Below are 15,718 nucleotides of genomic sequence, written 5' to 3'. Positions count from 1 at the left end.
AACGGAACAGCTTATTCTTATCAGTTTAGCCTGGTAGTAAACACCTGCATAAATTGATTTTCAATATGTGCGATGTCGAAGTTTTTTTCGGCATAGGTGCGGCCATTAATACCCATTTCCTGTCGCAACACCGGATCTGCCACCAGTTTTTCAATTTGCTGGAAAAAGCCCTTCAGATTATCCGGTGTAATGCAATAGCCGGCCTTATTGTCCAGTACAATGGCAGCGCTCTGGTTGTTGGGAGGCATTGCCAACACAATGGGCTTTTCTGCGCAGAGGTATGACAGTACCTTCGAGGGCACCGAATAGGCGCCTGCATCGCTTTCCAGAATAGCCAGTAAAATATCTGCGGTCCCAAATACCAGGCTCATATCTTTGAAATCCTGGAAAGGGAGTAACAAGAGATTGTCTAACTGCTTTTTCTCTTTTTCCCTTTGCAGGAAATCTGCTCCTAAACCTTCGGAGATGACAATAAAGAGTACTTCTCTATTGCTGCGGAAATGTTCTGCAGCGGCAGACAGTATGGATGGATTGTGTTTTAATCCAAGGGTTCCTGAATAAACAATACAGGTTTTATCGGCCACCTGATGCCGTTTAGCCCATTCATTTTTTTTGTCTGTAAGCATTATTTCCGGAAGCGGCGCCCAATTGGGGATACAGGTTACCTGCTCTGGATGGATATTCCATTGTTGAAAGAGTTGGTTAAAGGCTGGTGTAATACTGATCACGTGCGTGCTTTTTCTCAGCAGCCCAGCTTCAAGCTTTTTGAAGTAGTACCACAACGGGAAGCCTATAAAGCCCAATTTTTGTTTCGCAATTTGCTGAATGGCGATGGAATAGATATCCTGGCACCAGTATACAAATTTGATTCCTTTCCTGATGCAGTAGGTTTGCAAATGCTGCTGTACAAACAATGGTGTTGTACTGCTCACCACTACATCAGGTTCAAATTTTTCCAGCTCAGTGATGAGCTGTTGTGCGTATTCAATTTCTTGTTTCCGTCTTTTTAAGAGAGAATATTTATCGAATATTCCTTTGATGGTAATTGGAAGTACAGTTAAGTTAGACTCCGGGCCATTACGGTCTTCAAAGTTTCCTTTGGGCGATTGGAACGAAACGGAGTAAGCATGTAATACCCGATGTCCGCTCTGTGCAAACTGCTTACTGAGCTGAAGGGTGAAGGCATGGCCGGAGTGATCATTAACTACAATTTTCATACGCTTTTTCTTTTATATAAAAGATCCATTTGCAGGATTTGTAATTTTTCTGATTGAAGGAAGCCTACAGGTGCGATGAGCTCAAATCCCAGTGCTTTCACAAAATCATGCATTTCATCAAATAAGGGTTCACCATCGTACATCTGAATAAAAGAACTTTCAAATAGCAGGTAATCAATTTGTGCTAAGCTTTGCGCAGCTCCCTTCAATACCTCTTTTTCAAATCCCTGTACATCCATTTTCAGTAATACAGGTGCGGTTAAATGCAACTGGTTAGACAGGTCGTCCAATCGCTCTACGGGTGTTTCTATCTTATGGGAGGTAGCTGTTTTCGGAAGCATGTTTTTTTGCAGTTCCGATACTTGCAGGGCAGAGCTGGCATGAGAATAAGCATTGCTGTAAAATTCGAGCGTTCCGGTAGAGTTGCCCAGGGCCATGTTGTAAGTAGTAATGCTGCTTACATGGCGTGTATTGCGCTGTAAAATGGGATATACATCAGGAAGGGGCTCAAAGGAATGTATACATGCATGGGGATAAAAGTGACTGGCAGCTATTGCAAACTGACCCTGATTGGCACCTGCATCTATAATCGTACCCAATTGCGGGATGTAATGTCTGCAGTTGAAGAGTATCTGTGTAGAAGCCACGGAAGCGCCTTTTTTAAGCAAGGAGTTAAGGCTTCTACCCGAAGTTAAGAATACTTTTGCCGCGTAAGTGATTTTGAAAATTATGCTCATGTCGAAAATTTGTGGTTCCAGCAGTCTTTATAAAAATTAATTGTTTCTTGCACGCTTTTATCCCATGTAAATTGTTGTGCCTGTTGCAGGCCTTGGGCAATCAGTTGTTGTTTTAGTGTCTCATTTTCCAGTGATCTGATTTTTTCTGCAAACAGCTGTGGATCAGGTATGTCTGCCATCAAACCGGCTTTGCCCACTACTTCGGGCATGGATGTCATGCTGGTGGTTACCACTGGGCAACCCGCCTTCATGGCCTCTCCGGGTGGGAGTCCGAAGCCTTCATAAGCAGAAGTATAAAGCAGGCAAAAAGCGTGGTTATATAATATATTTAAATCGCTTTGGCTTATTGTGGAGAAAATGCGGAAACGTCCCGGGATTTTTTCATTCATCAACGTTATTTCTTCTTTAGTCCATTGCTCGCCGCCAATTATAACCAGGCGGAAAGCCGTTGGAAGGAGTTCCAGCGTTTTTACGGCCATGAGAAAATTCTTATAATTCCTGCGTGCACCTACATAGAGTACGAATTTTTCCTGAAGGTTGATGTCAAGCGAGCAGTTAACGGCTTGCTGTTTGTCCATGGGGAAGAAGTTCCCTATACCATGGTGGATTACTTTTATTTTCGTGGGGTTAATGTCGGGGAAAAAGTGAAGTAACTCTTTTCTGGTGCTCTCTGAGATGCATATGATGCCATCGGCCCGCCGTATGCCATATGCTTTTTGCATGGTATTTGCCAGTCCGCGCGGAAACTTTGAAGCTAACTTCCGTTCATGTGCAAAGTCGTGCACGGTAAGGATATTCAGAATATCTTTTTGAGGAGATACGCGCAGGTATCCTCCGTGAAAAATGGCTGTGGCAGGAAGTAAATAACGCAAGGGCAGGTACCTTAAATATTTATCGGGGATCCGGCTTTCCCGGATACAATTGAAACGGTTATAATCTATTTTTTTTTCAAAAATATTGTCCGATTGTGGCCGTGCGTTTAAAAAACCGACCGATAGGTCGCTCTTGCACATGCCAGACAGGAGCTCATACCAGTAAGCAGATACGCCGCCGGCTTTCTGAATGGAGAATACAATATTATCTAGATATACCTGCATCATTTATATTGTTGTTAAATCCACATGTGTAACATTACGGGGTTGCCTGATAGGTAATGAATCCCCTTTAAGAGGTAATTGTATTCTGGTACCACGCTTTTGATCAATGTGATCAGCCTTTCATAATCCTGCCCCTCATGATAGGTGGTGATGGCAATTTTCGGTTTGCTTTGTCGGATGGTTTCCAGCGCACCCCTGATCATATTTTCTTCAAATCCTTCAATATCAGCCTTCAGGTAATCGATACTGATTCCTTTTTCAGCAAAGAGACTGTCGATGGTAACCACATCCACTTCGATGGCGGCTTCATTCGCACTGTGTTGCCCGATCGTACCATTCAGTATCGTATTGTCAGAGGTAATGTTGATATATGCTTTCTCGTGCGTGTCGCCAGCGGCCACAGGTAGGATTTCTATATTGTTTTTTTTACTGAAGAGTTTGTGCAGGGAATCGATAAATACGGGCAGCGGTTCCATTGCATAAATACGGCCAGCAGTGTATTGGTGTCTGAAGGCAAAGAAGCCTTCTGCACTGCCACAATCAACTACCACATCGCCGGCTGAAACCGCGGTTTGCGGAATTTCATAGTAATGCCAGTGCTGCGGTCTTGCTTCCGTCATGATCATGGCAAAACTGTAAAACGGTGCGGATGCAGGGTAAATAAATGTATCTTCGTAACCTTGTATCTGATAATAGTGATACTTTTCATCTTTATTTAAAAGTGTGGCTTTCTCGTTGGCTACAGCATACATACGTGGCGAAAACAGATGGTACATCATTTCATACCACGCGGTTCTGCTTCTTGCCTTTTTATTAAAAAGGTAGTGATACAATAAAGACAGCCGGAACCGAACTCCCCAGAGCATATTACGTACTTTGTTCATGTCTATTTTCGTTTAGTGATTCGTTAGGATATGCGCAGAGTAATGCCACTATAACCAGAAAAAGATCGATCTGGCTAAAAAAGAAACAAGCAGCCAAAAAGGCAAGATAGCTGCGTTGAAAGAGCGGAGTATTCTGTGCCACTTTGGTTAATATCAGAAAGAAAAAGAACAAAGAAACGGCACCGAATTCTGCCAGGATAAAGAACCAGCGCATATTTAGGTTCTGGCCGCCAATGCCTTCCACCCGGTTTTGGTAACTCATCTGCCCGAAAAAATAACGCGGAGGAATGAATGTGCTGTTGCCAGCCCCATAACCGGATATAAAGAGATAGGGCTCATCCCTCAGGAAATCGACCACTGGTAATTCCATGTCGCGCTGAAGCGGAATGCCGAGAATAACATTGTTCTTGCTCCATATATCATTGTTATATCGATAAGTAGATCTTTCGAGGAGCAACCGATATACGGGTTGGTTGCGGTTGGCCAGGTATTGTTTCATAAAGTATTCTTTTGATGCCGCTACTGCGAGGAAAATACCAATGATCATACCCATGGTACTGATTATTTTCCATCTCACCGGCAAGGCTTTGGGCAGGCAGAAGAACAAAAGACCACCTATCATGATATTAACCCAAAAGGTTTGCGAGGAGGTGAGTATGCCTACAACAAACATGACTGTTGCCCCCTTGTAGTTCCGGTCTCTCAAGAAAAAAGGAATGGCTAAAGAAAGAAAGGCGCTGAATATTTTAGGCTCCGAAAACAAGGCCTGTACCCTAATGCCGAGGGGGCCATTGATTTCCATTAACAGATAACGGTTTTGTAGCCCTAAAAGCTCGCTGAGTTCTACACTCCTGAAAATGAGCTGTACAGCAATCTGGATAGCAGCTATAATACAAGATATCACAGCAATTTTTTTTATGCTGTTGGCAAATTTTTCAAATGAAAGCTGGTTCCGGTCCTGTACGATCTTGGCGCCAATGGCAAAAAAAGGCAGATAAGTTTTGATGTAAAAATAGATCGGTTTGGTATAAAATGCATACAACCTGCCGCCTGGATAATTAAAAGGATCTTTGTAAAATTGCGTAATCAGGAATACCACAATACTCGATAGGAGTGGCAATACCAATAAAAAGAGGTATTCTTTGCGGATGAATTGCCTGTCGGTAAATAACTTGTGCGCCTGTTCAATGAAAATGAAAATGCCAACAAAAAATGTAGCTGTAAAGGTAGGCCCAATCACCAGCATGGTATAAGCTTCTGTTGCAAAAGCATAGAGAAGGGTATCTACAATAGAGATCCGTTTGTTATAGTATAGGTACAACAGTATCATGGCAACAACCAGAGGCATGCTTTCCCTGAAACATTCCACGAATAAATTACTGCTTTGAAGAATACTGTATCCGGTTTCCATTTTAACTTACCATTTTATAAATCCGTTTGCACTGGTTAAATAGCCAGGTATTGTTTTGCGCCATTTTTTTGATCGCCATGTAAATTCTGTTTGGGCTATACAGCATTTTAAGACTATACCTGTCTGCCTCCTCATCAATATTATTATTGTCAGGATGTTTTATATCTGTTATTTTGCCATATTGTATTTTGTTAAACCATTGCGGAACAAGCTGGGTGTGGGTAGCATCTTTACCATAACCGATATTTTTAACAAGACTAACGTTCGGTGTAACCACCAATCCTTTATTGAACCATACGCTCATGTACCACTGGATATCCCAGGTGTCTGTCTGCCCCTTGTATATAGCTTGTAGTTCTGATTTCAAAAATGAGTTGAGGCCCTGTGTAGAAGCATCCCTGTAGCGCTGAAGGCTGAAGTCGTAATGCTGCCACGCGCGTCGCCAGCTCGCCCATCCCCACACATGTGCGTACCTCGAAAAATAGTAGGAAGCATTACCACGCAGTATGCCCCCCTGGTAATTCCCCCCATTAATGTGCATTACCTTTTCGTTTATACGGTGTTTTTCGAGCATGGCTGTACAGAACGAGAAGAAGGTGGGGTCTGGCAAACAATCATCTTCCAGTATAATACCCTCTTCTACGTGATTAAAAAACCAGTTGATAGCGCTGCTTACTGCTTTGCCGCAACCCAGATTATCGGGACGGAATAATGTTTCTACTTTACATGGCCAGTCTATGCCATTTAAGATTGTGGTTCTGGTGATTTCACATAGCGCCGCCTCTCCAGCCCGGTCTGCCCGGGGGCCGTCGGCGGCAATAAACAGCCTCTCGGGCTGTTGCAGCCTGATTTGCCCGAATATTTGCATTGCCTGTTCGGGGCGGTTAAATACCAGAAGTAAAATCGGCGTATGTAACATTATTTGGTTGCCTCCAATGCAACGGCGTTAATAAATCTACTTTCTTCTTCTACCAGTTTAAACATGGGGTCGGGACTGTCGTTAAACCCACAAGGCCTGATGTTTTTAAACCCTGCAGCTTCGAGCTGATGTGTTAGGGAGATATGGTCCCACATGTACAGGTGTTCGCGGTTACCCAGCGCCAATTGTATCAATTGTTTAAATCCCCTTATCCTTTCTTGCTTTCCCAGCAATGTTTCTTCCATAAAAGCGGTATTGGCCTTGGGGTCATTATTTGCGAGTTGGGTGATGTATCTTTTGGCGGCAACAGCCAGATCGGGCAGTACGCAGCGGAAATAGCCACCCGGCTTCAGCATCCGAAAGCTATTCCTGATCGCCAGAAGACAGTCTTTATAGGCCAGGTGTTCCAATACATGCGAGCAGTAAATGCCATCGCAGGAGTTGTCCTGTATGCCGGGGAGACCTTTCAGTATATCGCCTAATAGTACATCGGGATGGAAAGACACGTGCATAACCGGTGCAAGCAATTTCCCGATCAGTGGAATCTGCTGGATCTTCAGGGTGGGAGATGCATCGTAATTTTTCCATCCTTTGGGTGCTGAAAAAGGCCCACTCCCATATTGTACGTATAACTTGCTTCCTGCTATATTTCTAATGTTGCTCATTTGATATAACATTTTTGGTGAATAATTTGCCAGTAAAATCCTTGAGGCTGTTATTTAATTGTTTGATGTCTGAAAACACCAGTACGGGGTGAAATATTTTTTTTGTAAGCTGGTATCCCTGGCCACTTTTATCGAGCAGAAGCAGAGCGCTGTATACGGTAAAGTAAGCCACTACCGTGGAAATGGCTGCGCCAATGCCGCCATAAGTAGGTATTAGGATGAAATTAATGGTGATGTTAGCCATCAGGCCGTACAGGTGGGCGTAGAGATAAATCTTATATTCTCCTTCAACAAACAGATATTGCACGATAACAATGTTCATAAAAACAGGGATACCTGCCCACACATGGATCATTAGCATCCAGGAAGCTGCCGCGTAACTTTCGCCGTAGAGCAAGGGAATAATCAGGTGTGCAGTTAAGGTAACCAATATTGCAATGGCAGCACTTAGCCAGAACGATAAGCGGAGCCACTTTTCTAATGTGATCAGGTAAGCATCGTGGCTGATATTTTTCTTTTGCAGGAGGGTAGGCAATATGGCCACAGATATTACAGTAGGAATGGCATACCACAATTCAGAGATCCGTGCGGCACCAACATATTTGCCCAGCTCTGCAGGATTAGACAGTACATCCAGCAATACCAGGTCTATTTTCATAAATAATATCACCACCAGGTTAGAGAGTATTAGTGGCCAGCTCTGCCCCAATAGGGTTTTTACCAGCGACCGGTCGATCCGAAAGGTAAAATCTGCCCTGTTATGATGGCTAAATACCATGATGATGATGAGATAAGTGAGGAGCAATTCCAGAACAGATGCCCATAGAAATGCTGTTAAGGTACCGCCAAGAAATATGATGATGAGCTTTACGAGGCAAAAGGTAATGAATACAACTACTTTTGGAATAATTACTCTTTTTACCTTGTTTTTTGCCTGGTAGAAATAATCCAGGACATCAAAAGATTGTAGAATAATGATCAGCGCAGAAAAAATAGTGCAGTATAAATAAAGCTGCTGGTGTTTTCTGGCAAACAGTACGATGCATATACTAATAGCCATGCAGATTGTACCGGCACAAATTCTCATTAAAATAATAGTGCTTACAATGGTTCCCTGTTTTTGCTCATTATTGATAATCTCTTTTACAGCGAGTTTGTCCATTCCCAGAATAGCCACACTGCCTATAATAGTGGTGAGTGCCAGCGCATAGTTCCATATCCCGAATTCTTCAGGACCCAGGTGCCGGCCAATAAGTGCCATGATGATAATGCCCGGAAAAAGTTTACTGAGCTTATCAATGAGGAGCCAACCGCTATTTTCGAATAGTTTATACAATGCGCTGTTTTATTTTTTTAATCAATGATGACCATGAATTTTTTTGTTGTTTATTTTCTGCATACGAATACTGATCGTAGTACGAGTGGAACGTATCCTGTTCAATACCATTAAAGATGATCCCCATTTTTTTGAAGAATCCTTTTGTTAGGTTTTCTGATACTGCTACTAGTTTAGATTTCAATGTGAAATTATACCTCACCACGAAAAGAGCACAGTCTACAAGGTTTGCAACACTTTTTGCATCGGATACGATACCTATGGGCGACATATCAACAATCACGTAATCGAACATTCCCTTCAGCTGTTTCAGCAGGTCTGCCATACGTTCTCCTTCGATCAGCTCTATTGGGTTGGGAGGAATGGCGCCGGAAGAAACGATATAGAGCTCTTCTGTGCCCGGTACTTTTTTAATGATCTCATCCAGGTTTTTATTGCCGATGATATAATTGGTTACGCCAACATTGTGATCAAGGCCGAAGAACAATGATAACTTGGGGTTGCGGAGATCCAGCTCAACCAACACCACTTTTTTATCGCCTACCGTTAAAGAGTTGCCCAGATGGGCCGATAGGAATGTTTTTCCTTCACCCGAAACGCTTGAAGTAAGCAGGATGGCAGGCGTGCCCGCAATACCTGTAAGCAGGAATTTGAGGTTTGTACGCATGTTGAAGGCCTGCTCTACCAATATCGACCTGTTATGGAGCGACATATCGTGTACCTGGGTGTCCTGTTGGTAAATTTCGGCAACCATTGGGAGATCGAATACCTGTTCGATTTCTTTTTTACTGAGTACCCTTGGGTTTAAGAAATATTTAAAATAAATATAGGCACTGGCTAGTACTAAGCCAGCGGCGATAAAGCTGATAAATACGATGGTCTTTTTTGGTGAAACGGGGTCTTCGGGTACAAAAGCTGGGGCAATTACCTTATTATCTACCACGTTGCTGGCATAAGCAACGGATGCTTCTTCCTTCTTTTTTAAGAGGTAGAGATACAGGTTTTCCTTTACGCCCTGTTGCCTTTTGATATTGATATATTCTTTTGCGTAGGTGGGTATATTGGCTATTTTGCCCTGTATCTGGTTTACTTTACGTTGTGTTTCTTTTTGTACCACACCCGCATTGCGCCTGTATCCGGAAATATAATCGCTGATGGTTTTCCGGGTATCGGCAATCTGTGATTCGATGTTTTTCAGGATTTCGCTGGTAGGTTTGAGAGAGAGCGACAGGCGTTTCTTTTCTTTAAGGGCTTCCTCATAGCGGTTGATCATAGAAGTTAATGTCTGATCAATATTGCCCAGCACCGGTGCAAAAGGATAATTGCTGGAAGGGTTGTTTACATATCTTTCCACCTGATCCAGAACTGAAAGTTGCATACTGGCTTCACTAAGCTTAATGTCTGCGTCCTTTACCTGTTCGAGAGCCAGTTTAGAGCTGGCATCAATATCGGTGATGCCCCTCTGGATCTTGAAATTTTCTTCCTGTTTTTCAAGCAGCGCCAATTCTGCTTTTAACGAATCGACCCGAACGCCTAAAAAATGAATGGCTTTAAATGCAGTCCTGTTCTTATCGTCCAGGCTATATTCATTATAGGCATCGAGGAGGGCATTGAGGAAATTAGCTGCCCTTTCGGGTATAGGATCATTGTAGCTGACCAATATCACGGTAGCATCACGGTTTACAAGCTCGGCGCCTATTTCTTCTATTTTGTCGTAAGCACATTCTGGTACCGAATCTACCTTGATCTGGTAAGTATTTGCCAGGTCGGTGGTAAGGCCTGGGTTATAAGTGATCACGAATTTATCTTTCGCCATCGTAAATGCTTCACCTGGCTTAACGGTCAATTCTCTGCTGCTGTTGGCGTTAGCATTTACCTGTTTTATTTTTAATAAATTCTTCTCTTTGGTGATATCAAAAACATAGGAGCCTACTTTAGTACTGTCGCTCAGTACGCGGATGCTAAGCGGCAGGTGGTTATAGATCTCTTCATTTTTTACAGTTCCTTTTGTATAATAGCGAATGTTAAAGCCATTGGCCGCAATCACTTTTTCTACCAGGATAGGAGATTTCAGTACCTCCATTTCATTTTCAATATTTTTACCACTGTTAAAAAGTGAAAGTGATTTCAGTGCATCGGCTTCTTCTCCACCTCCCTTTTTTTCATCTTTCAGGTATAGTTTTGCGCTCGACATATACATCGGTTTTTTGTATTTCATGTAAAGCAGGGCACCGGTTGTTGTTACCAAGAGCACCAATATGAACAAGGGCCAGTGGAATAACATCTTCTGAAAAAGATCATTCAGATCTATTACCGAGTTTTTATTGTCTGTTGTTTTTTGTTGATTCATAACTTGGATCACTTATTTAAAATGACAATTGTGGTAATCAGCGATATTACGCCTATGATAGCCGGTAGGAGCTGTACTGTTTTAGACGTGGCAAACTTGCGGTCGGGGCCGGGCTTAACATAGATCACATCATTGTTTCGGAGATAATAATAATCCGAGGAAAGTGTTGTACTGTTGTTCAGGTTAACCGAGGTATACTTTTTGATGCCATTAACTTCACGGATAATCATAATATCATCTCTTTTAGCGCTTATATTAAGGTCGCCTGCCATACTCAGTGCGTCCAGTATAGAGGCTCTTTCTGCTCCTATACGGAAAGAACCCGGACGGGCTACATCGCCCAGCACCGATACCCTGAAATTTACGAGCCGCGTAGATACATAAGTGCTGCGTACTGTTTTATCCAGTTCGAGCGATACCAGGTCGTTAATGGCCGCGGTTGTTTTGTCTTTTACATTAATTTTTCCGATTAACGGTAAGGTGATAATGCCTACACTATCAACCAAATACCCTTGTTCGATACCGCCTCCGGCAGCCGGGCTGGAAGTGGCTATATTGGGATTGAACATCTGTGATATTTCTTTATCAAGGGTAGTGATGGTGATCTGCAGAATATCGCCAGGCTGTATTTTTAGCTGCTGCATGCGGTGAAGGGAATCTGTTCCGGTGGCCGCTGCAATGTCATTAAAGTAAGTGAGTTTTCGGGCACCACATCCTGCACATATGATCAAGGCCAGGAGTAATGGTAAGCTAAATTTTAAATTCATATGTAATCACTAGTTTATTAATGCCGTTTTGTATAAACGATTGCGCATGCAGGAACCCTCAGGCAATCATTTACCATTTATTTCATCTGTGACAGGATTCGGCTCCCGCTACAGCATTTATATCTTGGCTTCAAGCTCAGCTACGCCTAGCTTTGGTCGTTTATTTTTATAGAATTTCTCTCTTATTTTATCCTGAGCAGGTAATTCAAAATAATAGTGGATCATTAAGCTCAGTGGTATCAGTATCAGGAAAAAAATCAATACCATAATTGGTGATCGGAATGCCAAACGGTTGATATGGAATGCATCAACTACGAGTACGAATGCAATCTGTAACGAAAAATGGGTTAAGTACATGGCATAGCTACAATTGCCGAGCAAAGCCCATTTTTTACTGATTGCACCCTTGCTGGTTTCCCAAAGTGTGAGGGTAAGGATGGTAAGAGGGGAAATCAAGGTTCGGAAAGTAAAGTTCTTGCCCAGCCCAAAAGCTGTTTCTGCTGAGACCAGCGTTTTGTTGGGGAATGTATGCAGGTATTGCTTGATGAAAATATCCCGTAGAAAGTCGAAATAATATTCTGCGGAGATTAATATCCAAAGTAAAACGGTGACAACAACAAGGGCTGAGAGGTATTTTTTCGCCCTGTTTTCTTTAAGCATCCAAACATAAACGTAATATACCAGGGCGCCTAAAAAGAAGGAGTACATTCCCTTCCCAATGAGAGAGAAATAATATTGTATAAATATACCCAGTGGCATCAGGAGGAATAACAGCCATTTTTTATTTTCCAATTTTTTGTAGCAAATCGCAAAGAATACCAAATAAAGAAATACCTCTACCGAAACCGACCAGGATGGTGAGTTAAATGATGGCCCTTTTTCAATTCCCCAGCTTTGCATCGAAATGAGATTCAATATAAAATGGTAACTGTCGTTAAATTGGACAATAAAGTAATGACCGGAGTTTCGAAGCATCAGCCATTGGAGTACCGCCACCGAAAGTAAGGTAATCAGATGCACAGGGTAGAGCCTGCTCAGGCGAAAGACCATAAATTTACCGAATTTCATTTTTTTTGTGGCAATGCGCTCGGCATACAACCAGAAGAAAATGAATCCCGAAAGGAGAAAGAACAGATCGACTGCCACAGCACCTTCATTATAAATGGCCGCGAGATAAGGATAAAAAGGAAGTGCCTTTTTATCAATGCTTTCTTTTACCCAAGTGTCGTTTGTGTAATAAAAACATTGCCAGTGATATATTATAACGACTATCGCTGCAAAACCTCTAATCGCGTCAAAGGTATGGAAATGCTTGGGAGGGCTTTGATTTAGAATCATTCGGGTCTCTGAATAGTAAAAGGATAAATCGACAATGCTCAAACTTATAATACAGGACCAATTTAATTGATAATGCTGAAAGTTGTAAGGTTGAGGTAGTTAATGAATAGAATGAACAGAATACTAAGATTGGCTGTATTCTGCTTTTTAAGGGTGTGGTGATTGGACCGTTAGCCTATGTTGTTTATAACTACATTATTAACTGATATAAGATACAGATAGGGTTTGGCAATATGCTAAGATCTGAATAGGTTTTGCTTTTTGACTACAACATACCGACATTTGGCTACTTCTGTTTTTCTGTTGTTCTGCAATTTTGTATGAACAAATAAAAACAGCAAAATAATGAAAATTATACTAACAGGTTCCCTGGGGAATATCGGAAAACCACTCACAAAGAGGCTGGTAGAAAATGGACATCATGTAACCGTAATCAGCAGTAATGAAGAGCGGCTAGCTGCTATAGAAGCACTGGGGGCAAAAGCAGTTATCGGCAATATTTACGATACGGATTTTTTATCCATTATATTCAAAGACGCAGATTTAGTTTACCTCATGGAAACCATGGAAGCTGCCGGCGATATGTTCGACAAAGAAGTAGATTTTATCGGAAGCATCAACAAAATCGGAAACAGTTATAAAAAAGCAATTGAACAATCGGGCGTAAAACAAGTGGTGCACCTCAGCAGCATTGGCGCGCATACCGATAAAGGAACGGGTATTTTAATTTTTCATCACCAGGTAGAAAACCTGTTGAAAGCGCTTCCGGATGATGTTGCGATTAAATTTATCCGGCCTGTTGGTTTTTATATCAATATGTTCTCCTTTGTGCAAAGTATCAAATATAAAGGTGCAATCATCTCCAATTATGGCGGCGATAGCAAAGAACCCTGGGTTTCGCCTTTAGATATTGCCGATGTAATTGCTGAGGAAATGGATAAACCCTTTGATGGCCGAACAGTCCGTTATGTGGCCAGTGATGAGGTTTCGCCAAACGAAATCGCAAAAGCATTGGGCGAAGCCATTGGCAAACCTGATCTGCAATGGAAAGTAATTCCAGATGAACAACTTTTAACCAATTGGTTAAACATTGGTTTCAACGAACAGGTTGCCAGGGGTTTTGTAGAAATGCAGGCCAGTCAGGGCAGTGGCGTATTGTATGAAGATTATTATCGCAATCAACCGGTTTTGGGCAAAGTAAAACTTAAAGATTTTGCCAAGGATTTTGCAGCGGTTTATCATGCTCAGGATTAAAAAGATATAGTATGGGTATATCTGAAAATTCAAAAGATAAGATATTAAATAAAAAACCTAATTTTAAATTAGCGCATGGAACAGAAACGTACACAAAGGATAAAAACGATCATCGAATACCATAAGTTGAGAAATTTATCTGCACCCGAACACCCCTTAATCAGTGTGATCGATTACAGTACAATGAAACGCCCGGCCAACATTAGCGAAGTAAACTGGGTGCTCGACTTTTATCTTGTTTCCATTAAACGCGGAATGAATGCAAAAATCAAATACGGGCAACAGGCTTACGATTTTGATGAAGGCATTATGTTTTTTATTTCGCCCAATCAGGTTTTCAGGATAGAAGCCGAACCGAACCCAACAGCCGAACAATCGGGGTATATGCTGCTGATCCATCCTGATTTTTTTTGGAATACATCACTTGCCAAAAACATCAAACATTACCACTTTTTTGATTATTCGGTAAATGAAGCCTTGTTTCTTTCCACCAAAGAAGAAGTAATCCTTAACGAAATTATTGCGAACATCAAACAAGAGTATCATACAAATATTGACCGTTTTAGCCAGAACATCATTGTTTCGCATATCGAAACCTTGCTCAACTATTCGGAACGGTTTTACGAAAGGCAGTTCATTACAAGGAAAATTACCAACCATCAAATTCTCGACAAACTAGAAAGCTTGCTTGATGATTATTTTAACAATGAAAACCTGGTAACAAAGGGTTTGCCAACGGTTCAGCTCATTGCCGATAGTTTAGCGGTATCGGCAAAGTATTTAAGCAGTTTGCTTAATGTACTGACTGGGCAGAGTACACAGCAGCATATTCACAATAAGTTGATTGAAAAGGCGAAAGAGAAATTGTCTACCTCCGATTTGTCAGTAAGCGAAATTGCCTATCAACTGGGTTTTGAACATCCACAATCGTTCAGCAAATTATTCAAGGCAAAAACACAACTTTCGCCTTTGGCTTTCCGGACATCATTTAATTAAGCAATACAATAAAAGCTCATCGAAAGATGGACTTTTATTGTTAATAGTAATTGCGATTTAACTGCAATCTAATATCTATGAAACCTCATCCTATCCCAAGAAATCCATAGGATATGTTTTTTGATTGTATTTCAGATCCATCTCCTTTAAAAGCTGTTTCCGTTCTTCGGTTAATTCGGGTATTGGTGGACGCTCGCCCGGAAGTACGGGCACACCGATTTCCTGAAATAGTGCTTCTAAGCCGGCCGGAACTACCGTGCAAAGTAATCGTGCATCTTGATCAGAGGTATTTTTAAAACAATGGATGGCGCCGCCAAAGGGAATATTTACAAAGCCATCTTTCGTAACGGTTTGTTTGCCTGCTTCGGTTTTGAACTCTACTTCGCCCTCCAGTACATGAAACATTTCCTGGGTATCGGGGTGGGCATGCGGTGGCGGACCACCACCGGGTGGCACCGTCATTTCGATCACAGCATAGTTGCCATTGGTCTGTTTTCCTGAAATGATAATTCTGTAATTACCGCCAGCTATGCCGAGAAATTCTCCTTCGTTTTTATCGATGATCTGTATATTCGGTTTCATATGGTGCTTTCTTCTTTATTTCATATCACTTGCTTCATCCCTTGGGCTAAAACAGGCATTTACATATTGCAGTTTTCTTTCCTTTAAAAGATCTTTCAGGACTTTATTTTTACCTTATTCCTGCGGGCCTGACTAGCTGGTAGGGAGGGATAATAATCTGTCTTT

At 41.9% G+C, this 15,718-nt stretch carries 14 protein-coding genes; 2 read left to right on the top strand and 12 right to left on the bottom strand.

Going from position 1 to position 15,718, the window contains the following annotated elements:
* Positions 1–20: 20 nt before the first annotated feature.
* The 11 genes from AC04Q1_RS21470 to AC04Q1_RS21420 all read right to left on the bottom strand — a co-directional run bounded on the left by AC04Q1_RS21470 (position 21) and on the right by AC04Q1_RS21420 (position 12,721).
* Positions 21–1,217 carry a glycosyltransferase family 4 protein gene (locus AC04Q1_RS21470; protein WP_478366592.1) on the bottom strand — a complete coding sequence of 399 codons (1,197 nt, stop codon included), beginning with the start codon at positions 1,215–1,217 and terminating at the stop codon, positions 21–23.
* A complete protein-coding gene (locus tag AC04Q1_RS21465) occupies positions 1,214–1,954 on the bottom strand; it encodes an FkbM family methyltransferase (RefSeq protein ID WP_478366591.1) in 741 nt (246 codons plus the stop codon). The genes AC04Q1_RS21470 and AC04Q1_RS21465 overlap by 4 nt, the downstream gene beginning before the upstream one ends.
* Complete coding sequence (locus AC04Q1_RS21460) at positions 1,951–3,054, bottom strand: glycosyltransferase family 4 protein (protein WP_478366590.1); 1,104 nt, start codon at positions 3,052–3,054, stop codon at positions 1,951–1,953. Before AC04Q1_RS21460 ends, AC04Q1_RS21465 begins: the two co-directional genes overlap by 4 nt.
* A gap of 11 nt (positions 3,055–3,065) precedes the next feature.
* On the bottom strand, positions 3,066–3,935 hold the full coding sequence (locus tag AC04Q1_RS21455) for an FkbM family methyltransferase (protein WP_478366589.1): 870 nt from the start codon (positions 3,933–3,935) through the stop codon (positions 3,066–3,068).
* Positions 3,919–5,346, bottom strand: a complete 1,428-nt coding sequence (locus AC04Q1_RS21450) for a hypothetical protein (protein WP_478366588.1) — start codon at positions 5,344–5,346, stop codon at positions 3,919–3,921. Before AC04Q1_RS21450 ends, AC04Q1_RS21455 begins: the two co-directional genes overlap by 17 nt.
* 1 nt (position 5,347) lies before the next feature.
* Positions 5,348–6,265, bottom strand: a complete 918-nt coding sequence (locus AC04Q1_RS21445; protein WP_478366587.1) for a nucleotide-diphospho-sugar transferase — start codon at positions 6,263–6,265, stop codon at positions 5,348–5,350.
* Positions 6,265–6,930, bottom strand: a complete 666-nt coding sequence (locus AC04Q1_RS21440) for a class I SAM-dependent methyltransferase (protein ID WP_478366586.1) — start codon at positions 6,928–6,930, stop codon at positions 6,265–6,267. The genes AC04Q1_RS21445 and AC04Q1_RS21440 overlap by 1 nt, the downstream gene beginning before the upstream one ends.
* Positions 6,917–8,266, bottom strand: coding sequence for a flippase (locus tag AC04Q1_RS21435; RefSeq protein ID WP_478366585.1), 1,350 nt, complete (start codon positions 8,264–8,266; stop codon positions 6,917–6,919). The genes AC04Q1_RS21440 and AC04Q1_RS21435 overlap by 14 nt, the downstream gene beginning before the upstream one ends.
* On the bottom strand, positions 8,259–10,616 hold the full coding sequence (locus tag AC04Q1_RS21430) for a GumC family protein (RefSeq protein ID WP_478366584.1): 2,358 nt from the start codon (positions 10,614–10,616) through the stop codon (positions 8,259–8,261). The genes AC04Q1_RS21435 and AC04Q1_RS21430 overlap by 8 nt, the downstream gene beginning before the upstream one ends.
* Positions 10,617–10,624: 8 nt before the next feature.
* Positions 10,625–11,383, bottom strand: a complete 759-nt coding sequence (locus AC04Q1_RS21425; RefSeq protein ID WP_478366583.1) for a polysaccharide biosynthesis/export family protein — start codon at positions 11,381–11,383, stop codon at positions 10,625–10,627.
* A gap of 117 nt (positions 11,384–11,500) precedes the next feature.
* A complete protein-coding gene (locus AC04Q1_RS21420; protein ID WP_478366582.1) occupies positions 11,501–12,721 on the bottom strand; it encodes an acyltransferase family protein in 1,221 nt (406 codons plus the stop codon).
* A 345-nt stretch (positions 12,722–13,066) separates the two neighbouring features.
* Between AC04Q1_RS21420 and AC04Q1_RS21415 the strand changes: the two genes are divergently transcribed.
* Both AC04Q1_RS21415 and AC04Q1_RS21410 read left to right on the top strand, forming a co-directional pair.
* Entirely contained in the window at positions 13,067–13,975 is a 909-nt protein-coding gene (locus tag AC04Q1_RS21415; protein WP_478366581.1) for an NmrA family NAD(P)-binding protein, read from the top strand.
* Positions 13,976–14,050: 75 nt separating this feature from the next.
* Complete coding sequence (locus AC04Q1_RS21410; protein WP_478366580.1) at positions 14,051–14,971, top strand: helix-turn-helix domain-containing protein; 921 nt, start codon at positions 14,051–14,053, stop codon at positions 14,969–14,971.
* A 90-nt stretch (positions 14,972–15,061) separates the two neighbouring features.
* On the opposite strand, the gene AC04Q1_RS21405 is transcribed toward AC04Q1_RS21410, so the two are convergent.
* A complete protein-coding gene (locus AC04Q1_RS21405) occupies positions 15,062–15,553 on the bottom strand; it encodes a cupin domain-containing protein (protein WP_478366579.1) in 492 nt (163 codons plus the stop codon).
* Positions 15,554–15,718: the final 165 nt, after the last annotated feature.

Source organism: Pedobacter humicola, assembly GCF_056490705.1.
The sequence above is the reverse complement of the archived record's forward strand: the minus strand, read 5'-3'. Positions and strand labels throughout refer to the sequence as shown.

What these genes read in the sequence shown, in the direction of transcription:
- AC04Q1_RS21455 (WP_478366589.1), bottom strand. Translation starts at nt 3,935, where the DNA reads ATGAACAAAGTACGTAATATGCTCTGGGGAGTTCGGTTCCGGCTGTCT.
- AC04Q1_RS21460 (WP_478366590.1), bottom strand. Translation starts at nt 3,054, where the DNA reads ATGATGCAGGTATATCTAGATAATATTGTATTCTCCATTCAGAAAGCC.
- AC04Q1_RS21420 (WP_478366582.1), bottom strand. Translation starts at nt 12,721, where the DNA reads ATGATTCTAAATCAAAGCCCTCCCAAGCATTTCCATACCTTTGACGCG.
- AC04Q1_RS21415 (WP_478366581.1), top strand. Translation starts at nt 13,067, where the DNA reads ATGAAAATTATACTAACAGGTTCCCTGGGGAATATCGGAAAACCACTC.
- AC04Q1_RS21445 (WP_478366587.1), bottom strand. Translation starts at nt 6,265, where the DNA reads ATGTTACATACGCCGATTTTACTTCTGGTATTTAACCGCCCCGAACAG.
- AC04Q1_RS21450 (WP_478366588.1), bottom strand. Translation starts at nt 5,346, where the DNA reads ATGGAAACCGGATACAGTATTCTTCAAAGCAGTAATTTATTCGTGGAA.
- AC04Q1_RS21465 (WP_478366591.1), bottom strand. Translation starts at nt 1,954, where the DNA reads ATGAGCATAATTTTCAAAATCACTTACGCGGCAAAAGTATTCTTAACT.
- AC04Q1_RS21405 (WP_478366579.1), bottom strand. Translation starts at nt 15,553, where the DNA reads ATGAAACCGAATATACAGATCATCGATAAAAACGAAGGAGAATTTCTC.
- AC04Q1_RS21425 (WP_478366583.1), bottom strand. Translation starts at nt 11,383, where the DNA reads ATGAATTTAAAATTTAGCTTACCATTACTCCTGGCCTTGATCATATGT.
- AC04Q1_RS21430 (WP_478366584.1), bottom strand. Translation starts at nt 10,616, where the DNA reads ATGAATCAACAAAAAACAACAGACAATAAAAACTCGGTAATAGATCTG.
- AC04Q1_RS21410 (WP_478366580.1), top strand. Translation starts at nt 14,051, where the DNA reads ATGGAACAGAAACGTACACAAAGGATAAAAACGATCATCGAATACCAT.
- AC04Q1_RS21440 (WP_478366586.1), bottom strand. Translation starts at nt 6,930, where the DNA reads ATGAGCAACATTAGAAATATAGCAGGAAGCAAGTTATACGTACAATAT.
- AC04Q1_RS21470 (WP_478366592.1), bottom strand. Translation starts at nt 1,217, where the DNA reads ATGAAAATTGTAGTTAATGATCACTCCGGCCATGCCTTCACCCTTCAG.